We start from the raw sequence: 17,613 nt of genomic DNA, 5'->3' as shown, positions 1-17,613 counted from the left end.
CCAGAACGGGGTGGCTGCGCCCCCGGCCCACGTACGCCTTCGGTCTGGGCTGGCGCGTCGTTCAGCCGGCCGTGAGGTCCACCTCGGCCAGCACCGGATAGTGGTCCGACGCCGAGTCGGCGTCACCGTCGCGGACCACCCGCACCGCGCGTACCCGGTCGGCCAGCGCCGGGGTGGCGAGCAGATAGTCCAGCCGCATCCCGGCGAACTCGGCGCCGCCGTGCCGGGTCGGCACGGTCCGGCCGCCGGGCTCGTCGCCGCCGGAACGCGGCCACAGGTCCACCAGCCCGGCGTCGAGCAGCCGGGCCACCGCGCGGGTGTCCACGGTACGGCCGTCGCGGCGCAGGTGCCGCCGCCGGTACGGAGTGGCCAGCCCGGCCAGCCGGGCGGTGTGGTCGACGGTGGGCTCCAGCGTGTTCAGGTCCCCGGCCAGCAGCGCCAGCTCTCCCCCGGTCCGCCGCAGCGCGGCGGCGAGCCAGTCCGCCTCCATCCGCCGCCGCCCACCCGAGTAGGGGTACAGGTGCGTGCTCAGCACGGTCAGCGGTCCCGCGCCGGTGGCGACCTGCACCCGGGCGGCGGCGTGGTGGAACGGGCGGCGGACCCGGCCGGCGCGCAGCACCCGCAGCGGCGGGCGGACCAGCACCGCCACCGGCTGGCCGAGACAGGACCGGGCCAGGTACGCCGCCATCCCGAGCCGCTCGGCCAGCCCGCCCAGCGTGGCGTCCATGCCGCGCAGCTCCTGCAACGCCAGCACGTCGGGGCGCTGCGCGGTGACGACCGAGACGATCCGGTCCCGGCGGTCGGCGCCGCCCGCGTCCCGCCCGCCGGTCCGGATGTTCCAGGTCATCACCCGCAGCATCGGCTCAGTCCGGCCGCGCGGCCTTGGCCAGCTCGTCGTCCAGCTCGTCCACCTGTTCGGACTCGATCGCCGGCTGGTTGCCCTCGTCCACGTCGGCGTTCGGCTTGATCACCCAGTACAGCAGCGACAGCCAGAGCGCGCCGAGCAGGATCGCGCCCATGAAGTCGGTCGGGTGGTGCATGCCCCGGTACATCCGGGAGGTGGCCACGCCGACCGGCATCAGCACGGCCATGCCCACGAACAGCCACCGCCACCACCTGTCGGTACGCGGGAACACGATGACCGCCATGGCCGCCCAGAGGCAGATGGTGGCCGCGATGTGCCCCGAGGGGAACGACGAGGTGGGCATCTGCCCGTCCAGGTTCTCCACCGGCGGCCGGGGCCGGTCCACCACCCGGGCGCTGGCCAGGAACAGGCTCAGCTCGCCGAACATCGCCAGCACCACGTACAGCACCGGCCGCCAGCGCCGCCACACGGCCAGCACGATCGGGCAGAACACCAGCGACACCAGCAGGATGGCGTGCGTGTCGCCGAACTTGCTCCACCACCAGCTCAGGTCGGTGAGCGCGTCGGTGTGCCGCTCGGCGAACCAGCGCGGCACCTTCGTGTCGAGCGTGTCGAAGAACGTGCCCTTGGCGTGGTAGCTGACGAACATGCCGAACGCGTAGAGCGCGCCGAAGACGAGCACCCAGCCGACCAGCAGCTCGGCCACCGCGGAGCGGGGGTGCTCCAGCACCTTCTCCTCGTCCGGCGCGAGCGCCAGCTCCTCGCCCGCCTCCGGTTCCAGGCCCTCGCGCAGCGGCGGCACCGGCCGGCCGCGCTCGCGCCGCCACAACCGGAAGGCGTACGCGGTGACGCCCAGCCAGGCCGCGCCGAGCAGCCAGCCGCCGATCACGTCGGAGACGAAGTGCACGCCCAGCGCGATCCGGGTCAGCCCGACCAGGAAGACCAGCACGGCGGCGACGGCGATGGCGGGCTTGCGCCAGCGCGGCGACATGGCCGGCAGGAACACCAGCAGCAGCGCCCCGTACGCGACGAACGAGCCGAGCGCGTGCCCGCTGGGGAAGCTGTTGCCGGGGGCGTCGGCGATCGGCACGTCCACCACCGGGCGCAGCCGGCCGACGAGCGCCTTGAGCGACGGGTCGAGGATCAGCCCGCCCACGCCGGTGACGATCAGGTAGACCGCCAGCCGGGACTGGCGGCGGATCAGCAGACCCACCACCGCGATGGTGACCAGCCAGATCAGCACCGGCCGGCCGCCCAGGTCGGTGATCGCCTGGAGCACCGTGACCAGCGGGCCGTGCGGCGCCACCAGGCCGTTGAACCACTCGGCCGCCGCATGATCGGCGTCGCGCAGCGGGCTCCAGCGGAACCGGACGAGCATCAGGAGCAGCCCGAACCCGACTCCCGCACCGGCCACGGCGAGCAGGCCCGCCAGACTCCGCTCGGCGAAATGGCCCAGCGGCCGGCGCCCGGCTTCCTTGACCGCGGTCACACCGCACCTCCCTCGTTCCTCTGCGAGGCGCGCTGTACCCGATCGGCGTGTCCCGTACACGCCGGACCGGCGCGGCGTCAGAGCGAGGTCATCTCACCGGTGTCGAACAGGTCCTCGCGGTGCGCCTCCGGCTGCCACAGATCCGGCTGGGCCGGCTCCTCCACGCCGATGCGCATCGCCTCCAGCTGGGCGGCGAAGGCCAGCCCGCCGAAGAGCGCCATGCCGGTGAGGTTGGCCCAGAGCAACAGCGCCATCATGCCGGTCAACGCGCCGTAGGTCTGGCCGAATCCGCCGCTGTACTTCACGTAGGCGGCCAGCAGCAGGCTGGCCAGCCACCAGATCGCGATGGCGATGGCCGCGCCGAAGACGAGCCAGGACAGGCCGGGCTGCCGGCGTCGCGGCGCGTGCCGGAACAGCACCGCGACGGCGATCACCGTCAGGCCGAGGCTCAGCGGCCAGCGGATCACGTCCCATCCGGCCATCGCGGCGTCGCCCCACTCGTAGTGCCGCCGTACCGACTCGCCCATCGCCCGGCCGCCGACCAGGATGAGGAAGCCGGCCAGCGCGGGTACGCCGGCGACCACCGCGAGGACCGTGGCGCGCAGGTACTTGGCCAGCGCCGGGCGGTCCCGCTCGACGCCGTAGATCCGGTTCGCGCCCCGCTCGATCTGCGCCATCGTGGTGGTCAGCGCGACCAGCCCGGTGAGCAGGCCGAGGGTCAGCGCCAGCTCGCCGGCGTCCTCGCTGCGCTCGCTGTCGGTCAGCAGGTCCTGCACCATCGCCTCGCTCTGGCCGGGCGTGATGGCCAGTACGGTGTCCGCGACGACCTTGCCGCCCTCGTCCACCCCCAGGTCGGTGATCAGGCCGGTGAGCGCGATCAGGAACGGCACCACCGCCAGGCAGAGCTGCAACCCCAGCGCCCGGGAGTGGCTGAATCCGTCGCCGTAGCGGAACCGGACGAACGCGTCCCGCAGCAGGCACCAGCCGCCGTGCCGGCGCAGCGTGTGCCAGGCGTCGTCGGCGGACAGCTCGTTCTCGGTCATCAACCGGGTCTCGGGGACCAGCTTGGTGCTACTCACGGCGGGCCTCCTCGACCAGGTGCTCGCCGCGCTCGCCGACCGCGTCGGCGTCCACCGCCAGGTCGGGGTGCTCCTCGGGGCGCGGTACGCAGAGCCAGAGCGACTCGGGGCGGATGGTGGCCTTCAGCGAGCGGCCCGGCTCGATCAGGTCGCCGTCGAGCTGCCGGGGCTGCGCCCGGGTGCTGGTGATCTCGACCGAGCGGGCCCGGAACACCTCCATCCGGGGCACGCTGTCGCGGCGGCGCAGCACCGCCCAGCCCATGGCGAGCCAGTGACGCAGCGCGCGCGGTGTCAGCACCGCCACGTCGAGCCAGCCGTCGTCCGGCTCGGCGTCGGTGAGCAGGCGTACCCCGCCCTGCAGGCGCCCGACGTTGGCGACCAGGACCGACCGGGCCCGGCGGCGCAGCGGCGGGCGGCCGTCGATGCGCACCGAGACCCGCATCGGCCGGTCGCGCAGGTGGCGGGCGGCGCCCATCAGGTACGCCGGCCAGCCGATCCGCTTCTTGGTGGTCTCGGAGGTGGAGTCGAGCATCTGGGCGTCGAAGCCCATCCCGGCCATCACCGCGAAGCACTGGTCGCCGACCACGCCGACGTCGAGGCGGCGCATCCCGCGTTCGACGGCGACCTGGAGCCCGGCGGCCAGGTCGTTCGAGAGGCCGAGGTTGGCGGCGAGGAGGTTTCCGGTGCCCTGGGGCAGCACCGCCAGCGCCACGTCGGTGCCGGCCAGCGCGGTCACGCACGCCATCACCGTGCCGTCGCCGCCGCAGGCGAAGACGACCTCCGCGCCCGCCTTCACCGCCTGTTCCGTCTGCCCGCGGCCCGGGTCCTCGACTGTCGTCTCGTACCAGGTCGGGGCCGGCCAGCCGGCGGCGGCGAGCGCGCCCTCCACGGTCCGGCGGAACTCGTCCAGGTCGGCCACCTTGACCGGGTTGACCACCACTGCCGAGCGCGGGGTGCGGTTCTCCGCGTTCACCGGGCGCTTGTCGTCTGCACCGTCCACGGCGTCAGTGTGCAGGACACGGGGCGTGACGGCGACCCGGCGCAGCGGGACGTTGCGATGACCGCAAACAGGTTTGAAAACCGGGTACGGGTCAGGCGGCCTCGCGCAGCGCCGTGTCGATGCGGCGTCGCAGGTCGTCGATGTCCACCCCGGCCTCGGTGAGCACCGCGGCGGCCAGGCCGTCGCCCTCGCGCAGCAGGCCGAGCAGGATGTGTTCGGTGCCGATGTGCCGGTGGCGCAGCCGCAGCGCCTCGCGCAGCGACAGCTCCAGCACCTTCTTGGCGCGGGGCGAGAACGTGCCGTGGTGCGTCCCGCGACGCCACCACCGGCGCGGGCGCGGGGTCGCCTCACGCAGCGCGTCCGGGCCGAAGGACTCCTCGATCCGGGCCACTATCGCGGCGAGGTCGATGCCGATCTCGCGCAGTGCCGCGGCGTCCGCCGCGCCGAGCCCGTCCACGCCCTGCGCGGTGTGGCGGGCCACCGCGGCGCGCAGGGCGTCGGCCTCGACGCCACCGGCCGCGAGCAGCCGTACCGCCAGGTTGTCGCGGTCGGCGAGCACGCCCAGCAGCAGGTGCTCGGTGCCGACCGGCCGCCGTCCCTCGGTGCGGGCCTCGTCGAGCGCGTGGTGCACCACGGCACGGGCCCGGTCGGTGAATCGTTCGAACATCACGCCTCCCAGCTGTCGCGTACCGCCGGTCGCCCGGCGTGCTTCTTGTGGACCGCCTGCCGGCTGACCTCGAGGGCGTCGGCGATCTCCTGCCAGGACCAGCCCTGTCGCCGGGCGTTGTCCACCTGGATCACCTCCAGCCGCTCCAGCAGCCGGCGCAGGGCGAGCACGGCACGCAGGCCGACCTTGGGGTCGGTGCTGCCGGCCGCCGCCGCGAGTTCCGTCGCCTGACTCATGGTGTCAATGTAGGTTGACAGCACGACGGGTGTCAACCCTGGTTGACACCCGTCGTGGCCTGCCACCCGCGGCCCGCGGCGGTGCTACGGTCCGCTGGTGTTCCGCCGCCGTCCGCTGGACCGGCCGGTCGAGCCCGCGCGCCGGCTCACCGCCGGCCGCCTCACCCTGGAGATCGCCGGGGGCAGCGTCGTCGGGCACCGCTACCCGGAGAACTACGACGTGCTGCACGTCGACCCGGAGCTGCCGCTGGCGGTGGTCTGCGACGGCATGGGCGACGGCGAGGGCAGCCGGATCGCCGGCACGACCGCGGCCGAGACGTTCGTGGCGCGGGTCTGCGCCGACTGGCCCGCCGTCGGCCCCGCCGGGCTGCGCGCCGCCGCCGCCGAGACCCAACGGCGGGTACGCCAGGCCGGAGCGGCGCAGCCCGGCCTGACCGGGTGCACGCTCACCGCGCTCGTCGTCCAGCCCGACGGCGACCAGGGCTGGCTGGTCCAGCTCGGCGACTCGCGGGCGTACCGGCTGCGCGACGGGCTGCTGGAGCTGGTGACGGTCGACCACACCATGGCCTGGCTGGGTCTGCTGCACGGCTGGTGGCCGCCGGACTCGCCGGAGGCGGCCCGGGCCCGCTACCAGCTGCTGCGCTACGTCGGACACCCCGACCGGCCCGAGCCGGACCTGCTCGCCGTGCCGCTGCGCCGGGGCGACACCTGGCTGCTGTGCACCGACGGGGTCAGCGACCAGCTCGGCTACCACCGGCTGCGCGACCTGCTCGCCGCCCGGCGCGACCCGGCGCGCACCGCCGAGGCCCTGCTCGCCGCCAGCCTCGACGAGGGCGGCGAGGACAACGCCACAGCCGTCGTCCTGCGCGTCCACCCCGCCCTGCCCGCCCCGCGCTGACCGCCGGTTTCCGCCGACCCGGTCCGGCGCACCCGGTCCCGCGACTACGGTGAGTGAAAAGCGGGGTCGGGAGGTGAGCCGGGGTGGCCGCACCCAGCCACGGTTCGGTGGTCGTCGGCGTGGGCCGGTCGGCGGAGGATCTGGCGGTGGTCCGCACCGCCGCCGCCGAGGCCGCCGCCCACCACCGGCCGCTGCATCTGCTGCACGCGTTCAACTGGGCCGCGACGCCCGGGCCCGCCCCGGCGGGCGGCAGCCGCACGGACGCGGAGAACCTGCTGGAGACCGCCGGGCAGGCAGCCGCCGAGTGCGCGCCGGAGGTGCCGGTCAGCGGCGAGATCGTCGAAGGCTCACCGGTCGAGGCGCTGCTGCGGGCCGCCGACACCGCGTTCCTGATCGCGCTCGGTGACGGCGGCATGTCGACCCGCCCGCACTCGGTACCCACCGACACGCCGGCCGTGGAGGTGGCCGCCCGGGCGGGCTGCCCGGTGCTGGTCGGCCGCGCCGAGCCGGCCCCGCCCGGACCGTTGGTCGTCGGCTTCGACGGGTCGGCCAGCTCCCGCGCCGCACTCGGATACGCCTTCGACTGCGCGGAGAGCCGCGGCGCCCGCCTGCTCGCCGTCCGGGTGATCGAGCCCGGGTGCGGCGACGGCGACGACGGGCTGCTGGAGGAGGCGGTGAACCGGCACGCCGTCCGGCACCCCCGGGTCACCACCGACTGCCTCACCGTCCACGGTGAGCCGACATCCGTCCTGCTCGACCGGTCCCGCGCGGCGCAGCTCGCAGTCGTCGCCGCCCGCGGCGACGGGCCGGTACGGTCGAGTCTGGGCGCGGTCAGCCAGTCCCTGCTCTACCATTCGCCGGCCCCGCTGATCGTCGTACGGGGACTCGACACGGGCGCCGGGGACGGATCGTGACGCCCACCCGAGGCGGGACCTACGGCCCTGACCGGCGGCCCCGGACCGGGGCGAAGCTGAACCCGCCGGGGAAGAAGACGTGGTCCCCGAGTGGCAGCAGATCCCGAGCCACGAGAGGCTAAGGCAGCATGGACACCGCGGTGAACCTGCACAGCCCCCTGACGGAGGACGAGTTGCGCCGGCTGGACGCCTACTGGCGGGCGGCGAACTACCTGACCGTCGGCCAGATCTACCTGCTCGACAATCCGCTGCTGCGCGAACCGCTCAGACCCGAGCACGTCAAGCCGCGCCTGCTGGGCCACTGGGGCACCAGCCCCGGGCTCAACCTGCTCTACACGCACCTCAACCGGGTCATCGTCGACCGGGACCTGTCCGCCATCTTCGTCACCGGTCCCGGCCACGGCGGCCCGGCGCTGGTCGCGAACACCTGGCTGGAGGGCACCTACAGCGAGCTGTACCACCACATCCCCCGCGACGAGACCGGCATGCAGCGGCTGTTCCGCCAGTTCTCCTTCCCGGGCGGGATCCCGAGCCACGTGGCGCCGGAGGTGCCGGGTTCGATCCACGAGGGCGGCGAGCTGGGGTACGCGCTGAGCCACGCGTACGGCGCCGCGTTCGACAACCCGGACCTGCTGGTGGCCTGCGTGATCGGCGACGGCGAGGCGGAGACCGGCCCGCTGGCCGGGAGCTGGCTGTCGAACGTGTTCCTCAACCCGGCCCGCGACGGCGCGGTGCTGCCGATCCTGCACCTCAACGGCTACAAGATCGCCAACCCGACCGTGCTGGACCGGATCCCCCGTGTGGATCTGCGCGAGATGATGCGCGGCTTCGGCTACCAGCCGTACGTGGTGGAGGGCGACGACCCGGCGACAGTGCACCAGTCGCTCGCCGCCACGCTGGACCGGGCGGTCGACGAGATCGGCGAGATCCAGCGCCGCGCCCGCTCCGGTGAGCGCGTGGAACGCCCACGCTGGCCGATGATCGTCCTGCGTACGCCGAAGGGCTGGACCGGGCCGTCCCGGGTCGACGGCAAGCAGGTCGAGGGCACGTTCCGCGCCCACCAGGTGCCGATCTCCGGCGTCCGGGACAACCCGGAGCACCTGGCCGAGCTGGAGCGCTGGCTGCGCAGCTACCGTCCGGAGGAGCTGTTCGACGCCACCGGCGGCCCGGTCGCCGAGGTGGCCGACCTGCCGCCGACCGGTGACCGCCGGATGAGCGCGAACCCGGTGGCCAACGGCGGCCGGCTGCTGCGCGACCTGGAGCTGCCCGACTTCCGCGACTACGCGGTCGACGTGCCGACGCCGGGCGAGCCGATGGCCGGCGCGACCGGTGTGCTCGGCCCCTGGGTCCGCGACGTGATCGCGCGTAACCCGGAGACGTTCCGCCTGTTCGGCCCGGACGAGGTCGCCTCGAACCGGCTCGGCGCGGCGTTCGAGGTGACCGGCCGCGCGTTCATCGGCGCGGAGGTGCCCGGTGACGACCATCTCTCCCCCGACGGCCGGGTGATGGAGGTGCTCTCCGAGCACCTGTGCCAGGGCTGGCTGGAGGGCTACCTGCTGACCGGCCGGCACGGCATCTTCACCAGCTACGAGGCGTTCATCCACATCGTCGACTCGATGGTCAACCAGCACGCCAAGTGGCTGAAGGTGACCCGGGACATCCCGTGGCGGGAGCCGGTGGCCTCGCTGAACTACCTGCTGTCCAGCCACGTGTGGCGGCAGGACCACAACGGCTTCTCGCACCAGGACCCGGGCTTCATCGACCACGTGATGAACAAGAAGGCCGAGGTGGTCCGCGTCTACCTGCCGCCGGACGGCAACACGCTCCTGTCCACCATGGACCACTGTCTGCGCAGCCGGCAGTACATCAACGTGGTGGTGGCCGGCAAGCAGCCCGCGCCGAACTGGCTGACGATGGACGAGGCGATCCAGCACTGCCGCCGCGGCCTGGGCATCTGGGACTGGGCCAGCACCGACGACGGCGTCGAGCCGGACGTGGTGCTCGCCTGCGCCGGCGACGTGCCGACGCTGGAGACGCTCGCCGCTGTCGACCTGCTGCGCCGGCACCTGCCGGACCTGAAGGTGCGGGTGGTCAACGTGGTCGACCTGATGCGCCTGCAACCGCCGTCGGAGCACCCGCACGGTCTGCCGGACAACGAGTTCGACACCATCTTCACCCGCGACAGGCCGGTGATCTTCGCCTACCACGGCTACCCGTGGCTGATCCACCGGCTCACCTACCGCCGGACCAACCACGAGAACCTGCACGTACGCGGCTACAAGGAGGAGGGCACCACCACGACGCCGTTCGACATGGTGATGCTCAACGACCTGGACCGCTTCCACCTGGTCATCGACGTGATCGACCGGGTACCGGGGCTGCGGTCGCGGGCCGCGCACCTGCGTCAGGACATGGTGGACGCCCGCCAGTCCTGCCGCGACTACACCCGGCGCTACGGCGAGGACGACCCCCGCGTCGCCGAGTGGCGCTGGGTCTGCGAGAACGATCCGGCGGTAAGGAGTGGCGAATGAACGAGGAGATCCTCGTCGGGTACGACGGCTCCCCTGACGCGGTTGTCGCCCTGAACTGGGCGCTGGACGAGGCGGGCCGCTCGGGCTGGCCGGTGCGGCTGGCGTACGTCTTCGAGTGGTTGACGGTGACCGGCTGGATCGGTCCCGGGGTGGCCCCGGGGGTGTGGCCGGACGAGGCCGCCCGCCGGCAGGTCGAGGAACTGGTCCGCAAGGCGGCGGCGGACGCCGCCGCCGACCGGCCCGGCCTGACCGTGCACGGCGAGGTGTTCGACGGCCCGCCCGCGCTGGTGCTGCAGGAACGGTCCGCCGAGGCCGGGATGCTGGTGCTCGGCAGCCGCGGCCACGGCGGCTTCGGCGGGCTGCTCGCCGGCTCCACAGCGGTCTCGGTGACAGCGCACGCCCACTGCCCGGTGGTGGTGGTCCGCGACGGTCAGGCCGCCACGTCCGGGCCGGTGGTGGTCGGCTCGGACGGCTCGGAGACGGCGCTGCGGGCGCTCGGCTTCGCGGTCGAGCGGGCCGCCCAGCGGGACGTGCCGCTGCGGGTGCTGCGGGCCTGGGAGCCGCCCGGCGACAGGTGGGTGCCGCCGGGCTTCGACCCGGAGGAGACCGCCGCCGCCGAGCGGGCCGCCGCCGAGGCGGAGCTGGCCACCTGGCGGGAGAGCTTCCCCGACGTGCCGGTGGAGGTCGAGGCCGTTCCCGGCAGCCCGTCGGCGCTGCTCGTGGAGGCGAGCCGGTCGGCACAGCTCGTGGTGGTCGGCAGCCGGGGCCGGGGCGGGTTGCGCGGCATGCTGCTCGGCTCGGTCAGCCAGCAGCTCATCCAGCACTCGCACTGCCCGGTCGCCGTGGTACGCGAGCGCTGACCACCCTCAGCGGCCGGACGCGGTGGAGCCCTCCTCCGGGTTGAGCGAGAAGTAGTCCTCCTCCTCCTGCGCCAGGTGCAGGCGCAGCACCGCGTCCAGGCCGTAGAGCGCGGCGAGCAGATCCGGCACCTCGTCACGGCGCAGCCGCCCGTCCGGCTGCGCCGTGAGATGCCCGCCGATCCGCTCCACCAGCCGCACGATCTCCACGTGCGCCCGGCTCATCGTGGAGGTCGCCTCGTCGCTGCCGAGCGGCCCGGCCAGCGCCGGGTACAGCTGCCGGTCCTCGGCCGCCTCGTGCGGCAGCACCTCGTCGACCAGACGCCGGTGCACCTCCCGCAGCGCCGGCAGGCACGCCGGGTCGTCCGGTCGGGTCGCCACCATGTCGGCGGTGTCCCGCAGCCGGGCCAGCACGTCCCGGATGCCACCGTGCTCGCCCGCGTACCTGTCGATCAGCTCCGCCGTGTGCGGGGGCAGGTCCCGCCGCCGCAGGCCACCGCCGAGCGCGCGCAGCGCATTGAGGATCACCAGGACGTCGATGCCCTCCTGCAGGAACGCGCCGGCCACCGGGGGCAGCCGGCCCGCGGCCGCCACCAGCATCGCCAGCACCGCCAGGCCCATCCCGACGGTGGCGCTCTGCACCGCGATGCGGCGGGCGTACCGGGCGATCTCGACCGCGTCCGCGAGCCGGTCCAGGCGGTCCACGGTGAGCACCGCGTCCGCCACGTCGGCCGAGGCGGTCGCCCCGGTCGCGCCCATCGCCACCCCGACGTGCGCCTCGGCCAGCGCGGGCGCGTCGTTCACGCCGTCGCCGACCATCACTGTCACCGCGTGCGCCGACTCCTCGCGTACCCGCTCGGCCTTCTCCTGCGGCGAGCAGCGCGCGATCACGTCGTCCACGCCCACGATCTGCGCCACCTGGCGGGCCGTGCCCGGACGGTCGCCGGTCACCATCACCAGCCGGGTCAGGCCCGCCTCGCGCAGCCGCCGCACGGTCCGCCGGGCGTCCGGGCGCACCGGGTCCTCCAGCAGGATCGCGCCCAGCGGCCCGTGGTCGTCGCTGACCCAGACCGCGGAACGCCCGGCCCGTTCGGCGCGCTCACCGAGCCGGCCCGCCCACTCCGGCGGCTCACCCGCGAACTGCCCGACGTGCACCGTCCGCCCGTCGACGCGCCCGCTCACGCCGTGCCCCGGCTCCTCGGTGACATCGGTCGGCTCGGCCAGCGCCAGCCCGCGCTCGCGGGCCTGCCGGACCAGCGCGGCGGCCAGCACGTGCGGGGAGAGCTGCTCGACCGAGGCGGCCAACCGCAGCACCTCGTCCCGGTCGCCGCCCGGCGCCACCACCACCTCGGCCGCCCGGGGCCGCCCGGCGGTGAGCGTCCCGGTCTTGTCCAGCAGCAGCGTACGAGCGCGGCCGAGCTGCTCCAGCGAGCCACCGTCACGCACCAGCACGCCGCGCCGGGCCACCCGGGACAGGCCGGACACCACGGCGATCGGGGTCGCCAGCAGCAGCGGGCACGGGGTGGCCACCACGAGCACCGCCACCGCCCTGGTGAACTCGCCGGACAGCAGCCATGCCAGCCCCGCCAGCACCAGCGTGAACGGCACGAACGCGGCGGCGTACCGGTCGGCGAGCCGTACCATCGGCGCCTTGCGGGCGGTGGCCTCCCCGGCCAGGCGGACGATGCCGGCGTAGGTGCTCTCCGCCGCGTTGCGGCGGGCCCGCAGCCCGAACCCGGCGCCCGCGTTGACCACGCCGCTGGCGACCTCGTCGCCCGCCGCGCGGGTGACCAGCTGCGACTCGCCGGTGACCACCGACTCGTCGAGCGTGGCCGCCTCCTCGACCACACCGTCGACAGGCACCACGTCGCCCGGCCCGACCACGAGGCGGTCCCCCACCTCGACGCGGTCCAGCGGCACCACCTCGATCCCGCCGTCCGGGGTCCGCCGCCGCGCCTGCCGGGGCGCGCGTTCCAGCAGCGCCCGCAGGTCACGGGTGGCGCGGCGCTGGGCGTACTCCTCCAGCGCCCGCCCGGTCGCGACCATCACCGCGATCACGGCGCCGGCCAGGAACTCCCGCACCAGCAGCGCGCCGAGCAGCGCCAGCACCGCGATGACGTCCACGCCGAACTGCCGCAGCCAGAGCTGGCGCAGCGTGGTCCAGGCGGCCGGGACGAGCGCGACCACCGTGACCGCCGCCCAGACCAGCCGGGCGGCGTCGTGCGCGCCCACGAACCACAGCGCCGCCCCGGCCAGCACGGCCGCGGTGAGCAGCACCAGCGGCGCCCACTCGGCCCACGCCCACCGCCGGGCACGGGCCGGCTGCTCGGGTACGCACTCGCGTGGTTCGCTTCCCACGTGTGGATCGTCTCAGCCGGACGTGGGGCGGGCGGGCCGACACGGGTAATCCGGGGGATGGAACGGCGTCCCCACCCGGGCGTGGGGCACGATGGGGAAAACAGGAAAGGTCGTGACGATGAGCCACGAGACGCCGGCCGGCGATCGCCCGTTGACCACCGCGCTCGCGGAGGCCGCCGGAATGGCCGGCCATGCTCCCTCGGTGCACAACACGCAGCCGTGGCACTGGACGGTCCTGCCCGACGCGCTGGAGCTGCGGGTGGTACGCGAACGGCACCTCAGCGCCATGGACCCGGAGGGTCACCTGCTGGTGGTGAGCTGCGGCGCCGCGCTGCACCACGCCCGGGTGGCGCTGGCCGCCGAGGGCTGGACCCCGGTGGTGGAGCGGCTGCCCGACCCGGCCGAACCCGACCTGCTGGCCCGGATCACCAGTCTGAAGCACACCGGAGCCGACCCCGACGCCATGCGCGTCGTGCAGTGCATGCAGGTCCGGCACACCGACCGGCGGCCGGTCAGCGACGAGCCGATTCCGACCGCCGCGCTCGATGACATCGACCGGGCCGCCACCCGCGAAGGCGTGAACCTGCAACTGCTCGACGACACCCAGAAGATCCAGCTCGCCGCCGCCGCCCAGCAGGCCGCCGCCGTCGAGGCGGACAGCCCGGAACTGCGCGAGGAACTGGCGTACTGGACCAGCCGGGCCGGCACCGGCACCGGGCTGCCGCCGGAGGTGCTGCCCGAGCAGGCCCCCCAGACGACCGTTCCGGCCCGCGACTTCGGCCGCGCCGGATCGCTGCCGATCGGCCCCGGCCACGACAAGACCGCCGTGTACGGGATCCTCTGGGGCGCCGACGACGAGCTGATGAGCTGGCTGCGCGCCGGTGAGGCCCTCTCCGCCGCCTGGCTCACCGCCACCCGGCACGGGGTGTCGCTGGTGCCGCTGTCCGGCGTGGTGGAGGTCGAGGGCACCCGCGAGGTGCTGCGCCAGATGCTCGCCGGCCTGGGGTTCCCGTACATCAGCATGCGGCTGGGTGTGGCCGACCCGAACCACGCCGGCCCGCCGCACACCCCCCGGCTGGACGTCGCGCAGACCGTCGACACCTCGGCGGTCCGCGACCGGCTCACCTGACCGGTCTCGATCAGGGCGGCCGCCGGGCGATACCATCGCCCGGTGGCCGCCGCACCCCAGCCCCAGCACGAGCACGTCGCGCCGTCGCTCGGGCTGACCCCGCTGTCCCGCGTCCGCCTGGACGAACTGCTCCAGGAGATGCTCGACCGCGTCGGCGAGGTGGTGACCAGCCGCGAGCGGCTCCGGGCGCTGCTGGACGCCGTCGTCGGCATCGGTTCCGACCTCGACCTGCGCAGCACGCTGCAGCGGATCGTGCAGTCGGCGTGCGAGCTGGCCGGCGCCCGCTACGGCGCGCTGGGCGTGATCGGCCCCGACCGGATGCTGCACGACTTCATCGTCCACGGCATCAGCCCCGAGCTGCACGCGAAGATCGGCGAGCTGCCGCACGGCCGCGGCGTGCTGGGCCTGCTCATCGACGAGCCGAAGCCGGTACGCATGCCGGACATCACCAAGCACCCCAACTCGTACGGTTTCCCGCCGCACCACCCGCCGATGCACAGCTTCCTCGGCGTGCCGGTGCGCATCCGCGACCACGTCTGGGGCAACCTCTACCTGGCCGAGAAGCAGGGCGCCGCCGAGTTCACCGAGGACGACGAGGAGATCGTGGTGGCGCTGGCCGCCGCGGCCGGCGTGGCGATCGAGAACGCCCGCCTCTACGCGCTGGCGCACCGGCGCGAACGCTGGCTCGCCGCCGCCGCCGAGATCACCTCGGTGCTGCTCGGCGAGGTACGCCGCACCGACGCGCTGACCCTGGTGGCCCGCCGCGCCCGCGAGGTCGCCGAGGCCGAGCTGGCGTTGGTGCTGCTCTACGACGAGGACGAGGCGCAGTTCACCGTCGAGGTGGTCGACGGCGCCGACCCGGTCACCCGGGAACTGGTCGGCGCGGTGCTGCCGGCCGCCGAGACCAGTTTCGCCGCGTCCGCCACGTCGGGCCGGCACGACCAGGTGGAGAACCTGGCCGCCGCGGCGCCCTGGCCCCGGCCCGTGGTCGCCGGCCCGGCAGTGGTCTCCCCCCTCGCCGCCGCCGACACCCTGCACGGCGTCCTGGTGATCGGCTACCGGCCCGACCACGGCCCCGCCGCCGACGACGACCTCGCGCTGCTGGCCAGCTTCGCCGGGCAGGCCGCGCTGGCCATGGAACGGGCCCGCGGGCAGGAGGAGCGGGAACTGCTGGTGGTCCTGGAGGACCGCGAACGCATCGCCCGCGATCTGCACGACGTGGTGATCCAGCGGCTGTTCGCCACCGGCCTGCAACTGCAGAGCGGCGCGATGAACGCCCGCCCCGAGGCCGCCAAGCGGATCAACCAGGCGGTCGACGACCTGGACGCCACCATCCGCGACATCCGCCGCACCATCTTCGAGCTGCGTACCCCGATGAGCGCGGCGCTGCGCACCGAGATCCGCGAGGCCATCGAAGTGGCCGCCGAGTCGCTCGGCTACCGGCCCGACCTGGAGCTGGTCGGCCCGATCGACAGCGCCGTGCCGGACGAGCTGCGCGGCGAACTCACCGCCGTGCTGCGCGAGGCGCTGTCCAACGCGGTACGCCACGCGCAGGCCGACCGCGTGTCGGTGCGCGTACGCGTCGACTCCGGCCGGGTCGAGATCACCGTCACCGACGACGGGATCGGCTGCGACCCGGAGGCGGCCCGCAGCGGGCTGGTCAACCTGCGGGAGCGGGCCGAGCGGCTGGGCGGCGAGTTCTCGCTGCGCCGGGCCGAGCCGCGCGGCACCGAGGTGCGCTGGAGCGTCCCGCTCGGCTGAGGCGGCGTCAGGTGTTCTTGCCGAGCAGCCGGGTCGCCAGCACCGCCGCCTGGGTGCGCCGCTCCAGACCGAGCTTCGCCAGCACGCTGGAGACGTAGTTCTTCACCGTCTTCTCGGCCAGGAACATCTTCCCGGCGATCTCCCGGTTGGTGAGCCCCTCCGCCACGTACTCCAGGATCCGCCGCTCCTGCTCGGTGAGCGACTTCAGCTCCCGGGGCTGCTCCACGCCGCTGCGGATGCGCTCCAGCACGCGGGTGGTGATCGCCGGGTCGAGCAGGGACTGCCCGGCCGCCACCCGGCGGACCGCGTCCACCAGGTCGGTGCCGCGGATCTGCTTGAGCACGTACCCGGCGGCGCCCGCCATGATCGCCGCGAACAGCGCCTCGTCGTCCTCGTACGAGGTGAGGATCAACCCCTTGATCGAGGAGTCCACGGCGCGGACGTCCCGGCACACGTCGATGCCGTTGCCGTCGGGCAGCCGGGCGTCGAGGATCGCCACGTCGGGGCGCAGCGCGGGGATGCGGCGCGCCGCCTCCTGGGCCAGGCCGGACTCGCCGACCACCTCGATGTCGCCGCTGCTCTGCAGCAGGTCGGCAAGGCCACGACGGACGACCTCGTGGTCGTCGAGCAGGAACACCCGGATCATCAGTCCTTTCTACCCGCTTTCCCGCGTCAGTAGCACGGGTCGAAAGTCCCGTCCTGCACGCGCCGGCCGGGACCGACGGCCGGGCCCAGGTGGGGACCTCCGGCCCTGCTCACCGCGCCGCCCGCTGACGCACCGTAGTGGTGTACCGGACGGGGGAGCCGGCGCCGCACGAGAGGAAGCACCACCATGACGACCGAATACACCACCGCGGACCTGCGGGCCGCGGTCGCCGACGCGGTCCGGGCGCCGTCGCTGCACAACACCCAGCCGTGGCGGTTCCGGGTGGTCGACGGCGGCATCGAGGTGTCCGTCGACCCGCTGCGCGGCCTGCCCGCCACCGACCCGACCGGCTGGGGCGCGCGCATGGCGGCCGGCGCGGCGCTGTTCAACCTGCGGCTCGCGCTCGCCGTGGCGGGCACCCCGGCCACGGTGCGGCTGCGCCCGTACCCCTCCGACCCGGACGTCGTGGCCCGGCTCGTGCCGGACGTGCCGCGCCGCCCCACCCCGACCGAGCAGAGCCTGTACGGGGCGATCAACCGCCGGTTCAGCAACCGCGCGCCGTTCTGGCCGGACCCGGTGCCGGCCGAGGCCCGCTGGCGGCTCGGCGAGGCGGCCCGGGCCGAGCAGTGCTGGCTGGAGCTGGTGATCGGCACCAGCGCGGTGAACGCGGTCGCCGAGGTCGCCCGCAGCGCCCACCGGGTGCTGGAACGCGACCCCGCGTACGTGGCCGAGCGGGCCGAGTGGATCCGCTCCGAGCCGGCCCCGGACGGCGTGCCCTCCGGCGCCGGCGGACCGCAGAGCGAGCCGCAGGACCTGCTTCCCCAGCGCGGCTTCGGCGGCCGCAACCGCGCCCCCGGCCGCGACTTCGAGCCGGAGCCGCTCGTCGCGGTGCTCGGCTCGGCCGGCAACACCTCCGCCGACCAGATCCTCGCCGGGCAGGCGTTGCAGCGGGTGCTGCTCACCGCCACCGACGCCGGGCTCAGCGCGTCGATGCTGTCCCAGCCGATCGAGGTGCCGGCCGCCCGGGAGGCGCTGCGGATGTCGCTGGGCCGGTTCGGCACCCCGCAGATGGTGATGCGGATCGGGTACGGCCAGCCGGGCCGCGCCACCCCGCGTCGCCCGGTCGAGGAAGTGCTCGACCTGCCGGTCGTGCCGGCCTGACCCGAACCCCTCCGCGGGTCAG

At 74.5% G+C, this 17,613-nt stretch carries 15 protein-coding genes; 7 read left to right on the top strand and 8 right to left on the bottom strand.

Annotated features, from left to right (window positions below):
• Positions 1-61 precede the first annotated feature (61 nt).
• The 6 genes from J3R08_RS08180 to J3R08_RS08155 form a co-directional block, all read right to left on the bottom strand.
• Positions 62-859 carry an endonuclease/exonuclease/phosphatase family protein gene (locus J3R08_RS08180; protein WP_064447211.1) on the bottom strand — a complete coding sequence of 266 codons (798 nt, stop codon included), beginning with the start codon at positions 857-859 and terminating at the stop codon, positions 62-64.
• Between the two features lie 4 nt (positions 860-863).
• Positions 864-2,354, bottom strand: a complete 1,491-nt coding sequence (locus J3R08_RS08175) for a phosphatase PAP2 family protein (RefSeq protein ID WP_113973381.1) — start codon at positions 2,352-2,354, stop codon at positions 864-866.
• Between the two features lie 77 nt (positions 2,355-2,431).
• Positions 2,432-3,433 carry a YihY/virulence factor BrkB family protein gene (locus tag J3R08_RS08170; RefSeq protein ID WP_043325557.1) on the bottom strand — a complete coding sequence of 334 codons (1,002 nt, stop codon included), beginning with the start codon at positions 3,431-3,433 and terminating at the stop codon, positions 2,432-2,434.
• Positions 3,426-4,433 (bottom strand): diacylglycerol kinase family protein, encoded by a 1,008-nt coding sequence (locus tag J3R08_RS08165; RefSeq protein WP_043325560.1) that lies wholly within the window; start codon positions 4,431-4,433, stop codon positions 3,426-3,428. The genes J3R08_RS08170 and J3R08_RS08165 overlap by 8 nt, the downstream gene beginning before the upstream one ends.
• Positions 4,434-4,524: 91 nt before the next feature.
• Entirely contained in the window at positions 4,525-5,100 is a 576-nt protein-coding gene (locus J3R08_RS08160) for a Clp protease N-terminal domain-containing protein (RefSeq protein WP_064447209.1), read from the bottom strand.
• Positions 5,100-5,336 (bottom strand): HTH domain-containing protein, encoded by a 237-nt coding sequence (locus J3R08_RS08155; protein WP_043325563.1) that lies wholly within the window; start codon positions 5,334-5,336, stop codon positions 5,100-5,102. The genes J3R08_RS08160 and J3R08_RS08155 overlap by 1 nt, the downstream gene beginning before the upstream one ends.
• Before the next feature lie 97 nt (positions 5,337-5,433).
• On the opposite strand from J3R08_RS08155, the gene J3R08_RS08150 reads away from it, so the two are divergent.
• The 4 genes from J3R08_RS08150 to J3R08_RS08135 all read left to right on the top strand — a co-directional run bounded on the left by J3R08_RS08150 (position 5,434) and on the right by J3R08_RS08135 (position 10,539).
• Positions 5,434-6,234 (top strand): PP2C family serine/threonine-protein phosphatase, encoded by an 801-nt coding sequence (locus tag J3R08_RS08150; RefSeq protein ID WP_209960558.1) that lies wholly within the window; start codon positions 5,434-5,436, stop codon positions 6,232-6,234.
• An 83-nt stretch (positions 6,235-6,317) separates the two neighbouring features.
• Complete coding sequence (locus tag J3R08_RS08145) at positions 6,318-7,148, top strand: universal stress protein (RefSeq protein ID WP_209960557.1); 831 nt, start codon at positions 6,318-6,320, stop codon at positions 7,146-7,148.
• Positions 7,149-7,276: 128 nt separating this feature from the next.
• On the top strand, positions 7,277-9,679 hold the full coding sequence (locus J3R08_RS08140; RefSeq protein ID WP_209960555.1) for a phosphoketolase: 2,403 nt from the start codon (positions 7,277-7,279) through the stop codon (positions 9,677-9,679).
• Positions 9,676-10,539, top strand: coding sequence for a universal stress protein (locus tag J3R08_RS08135; RefSeq protein ID WP_209960554.1), 864 nt, complete (start codon positions 9,676-9,678; stop codon positions 10,537-10,539). The genes J3R08_RS08140 and J3R08_RS08135 overlap by 4 nt, the downstream gene beginning before the upstream one ends.
• Positions 10,540-10,545: 6 nt before the next feature.
• On the opposite strand, the gene J3R08_RS08130 is transcribed toward J3R08_RS08135, so the two are convergent.
• The gene (locus J3R08_RS08130) at positions 10,546-12,894 is read right to left on the bottom strand and encodes a heavy metal translocating P-type ATPase (protein WP_187694496.1); all 2,349 of its coding nucleotides are present in this window, start codon (positions 12,892-12,894) and stop codon (positions 10,546-10,548) included.
• 91 nt (positions 12,895-12,985) lie between these two features.
• Between J3R08_RS08130 and J3R08_RS08125 the strand changes: the two genes are divergently transcribed.
• The gene (locus J3R08_RS08125; protein ID WP_245254686.1) at positions 12,986-14,023 is read left to right on the top strand and encodes a nitroreductase; all 1,038 of its coding nucleotides are present in this window, start codon (positions 12,986-12,988) and stop codon (positions 14,021-14,023) included.
• 93 nt (positions 14,024-14,116) lie between these two features.
• The gene (locus tag J3R08_RS08120) at positions 14,117-15,784 is read left to right on the top strand and encodes a GAF domain-containing sensor histidine kinase (RefSeq protein ID WP_176722880.1); all 1,668 of its coding nucleotides are present in this window, start codon (positions 14,117-14,119) and stop codon (positions 15,782-15,784) included.
• 7 nt (positions 15,785-15,791) lie between these two features.
• Here the strand turns inward: J3R08_RS08120 and J3R08_RS08115 are convergent, their stop codons facing one another.
• Positions 15,792-16,430 carry a response regulator transcription factor gene (locus J3R08_RS08115; protein ID WP_013284884.1) on the bottom strand — a complete coding sequence of 213 codons (639 nt, stop codon included), beginning with the start codon at positions 16,428-16,430 and terminating at the stop codon, positions 15,792-15,794.
• Between the two features lie 186 nt (positions 16,431-16,616).
• On the opposite strand from J3R08_RS08115, the gene J3R08_RS08110 reads away from it, so the two are divergent.
• Positions 16,617-17,591 carry a hypothetical protein gene (locus J3R08_RS08110; RefSeq protein WP_064447202.1) on the top strand — a complete coding sequence of 325 codons (975 nt, stop codon included), beginning with the start codon at positions 16,617-16,619 and terminating at the stop codon, positions 17,589-17,591.
• The last annotated feature ends 22 nt before the right edge of the window (positions 17,592-17,613 follow it).

It is taken from the genome of Micromonospora sp. HB375 (assembly GCF_017872985.1).
GTDB lineage: Bacteria > Actinomycetota > Actinomycetes > Mycobacteriales > Micromonosporaceae > Micromonospora > Micromonospora chalcea.
This window is presented reverse-complemented; position numbering and strand designations above follow the sequence as displayed.

Coding starts and splice junctions, on each gene's coding strand:
- J3R08_RS08180 (WP_064447211.1), bottom strand. CDS start 859: ATGCTGCGGGTGATGACCTGGAACATCCGGACCGGCGGGCGGGACGCG.
- J3R08_RS08160 (WP_064447209.1), bottom strand. CDS start 5,100: ATGTTCGAACGATTCACCGACCGGGCCCGTGCCGTGGTGCACCACGCG.
- J3R08_RS08155 (WP_043325563.1), bottom strand. CDS start 5,336: ATGAGTCAGGCGACGGAACTCGCGGCGGCGGCCGGCAGCACCGACCCC.
- J3R08_RS08140 (WP_209960555.1), top strand. CDS start 7,277: ATGGACACCGCGGTGAACCTGCACAGCCCCCTGACGGAGGACGAGTTG.
- J3R08_RS08135 (WP_209960554.1), top strand. CDS start 9,676: ATGAACGAGGAGATCCTCGTCGGGTACGACGGCTCCCCTGACGCGGTT.
- J3R08_RS08125 (WP_245254686.1), top strand. CDS start 12,986: ATGGGGAAAACAGGAAAGGTCGTGACGATGAGCCACGAGACGCCGGCC.
- J3R08_RS08115 (WP_013284884.1), bottom strand. CDS start 16,430: ATGATCCGGGTGTTCCTGCTCGACGACCACGAGGTCGTCCGTCGTGGC.
- J3R08_RS08110 (WP_064447202.1), top strand. CDS start 16,617: ATGACGACCGAATACACCACCGCGGACCTGCGGGCCGCGGTCGCCGAC.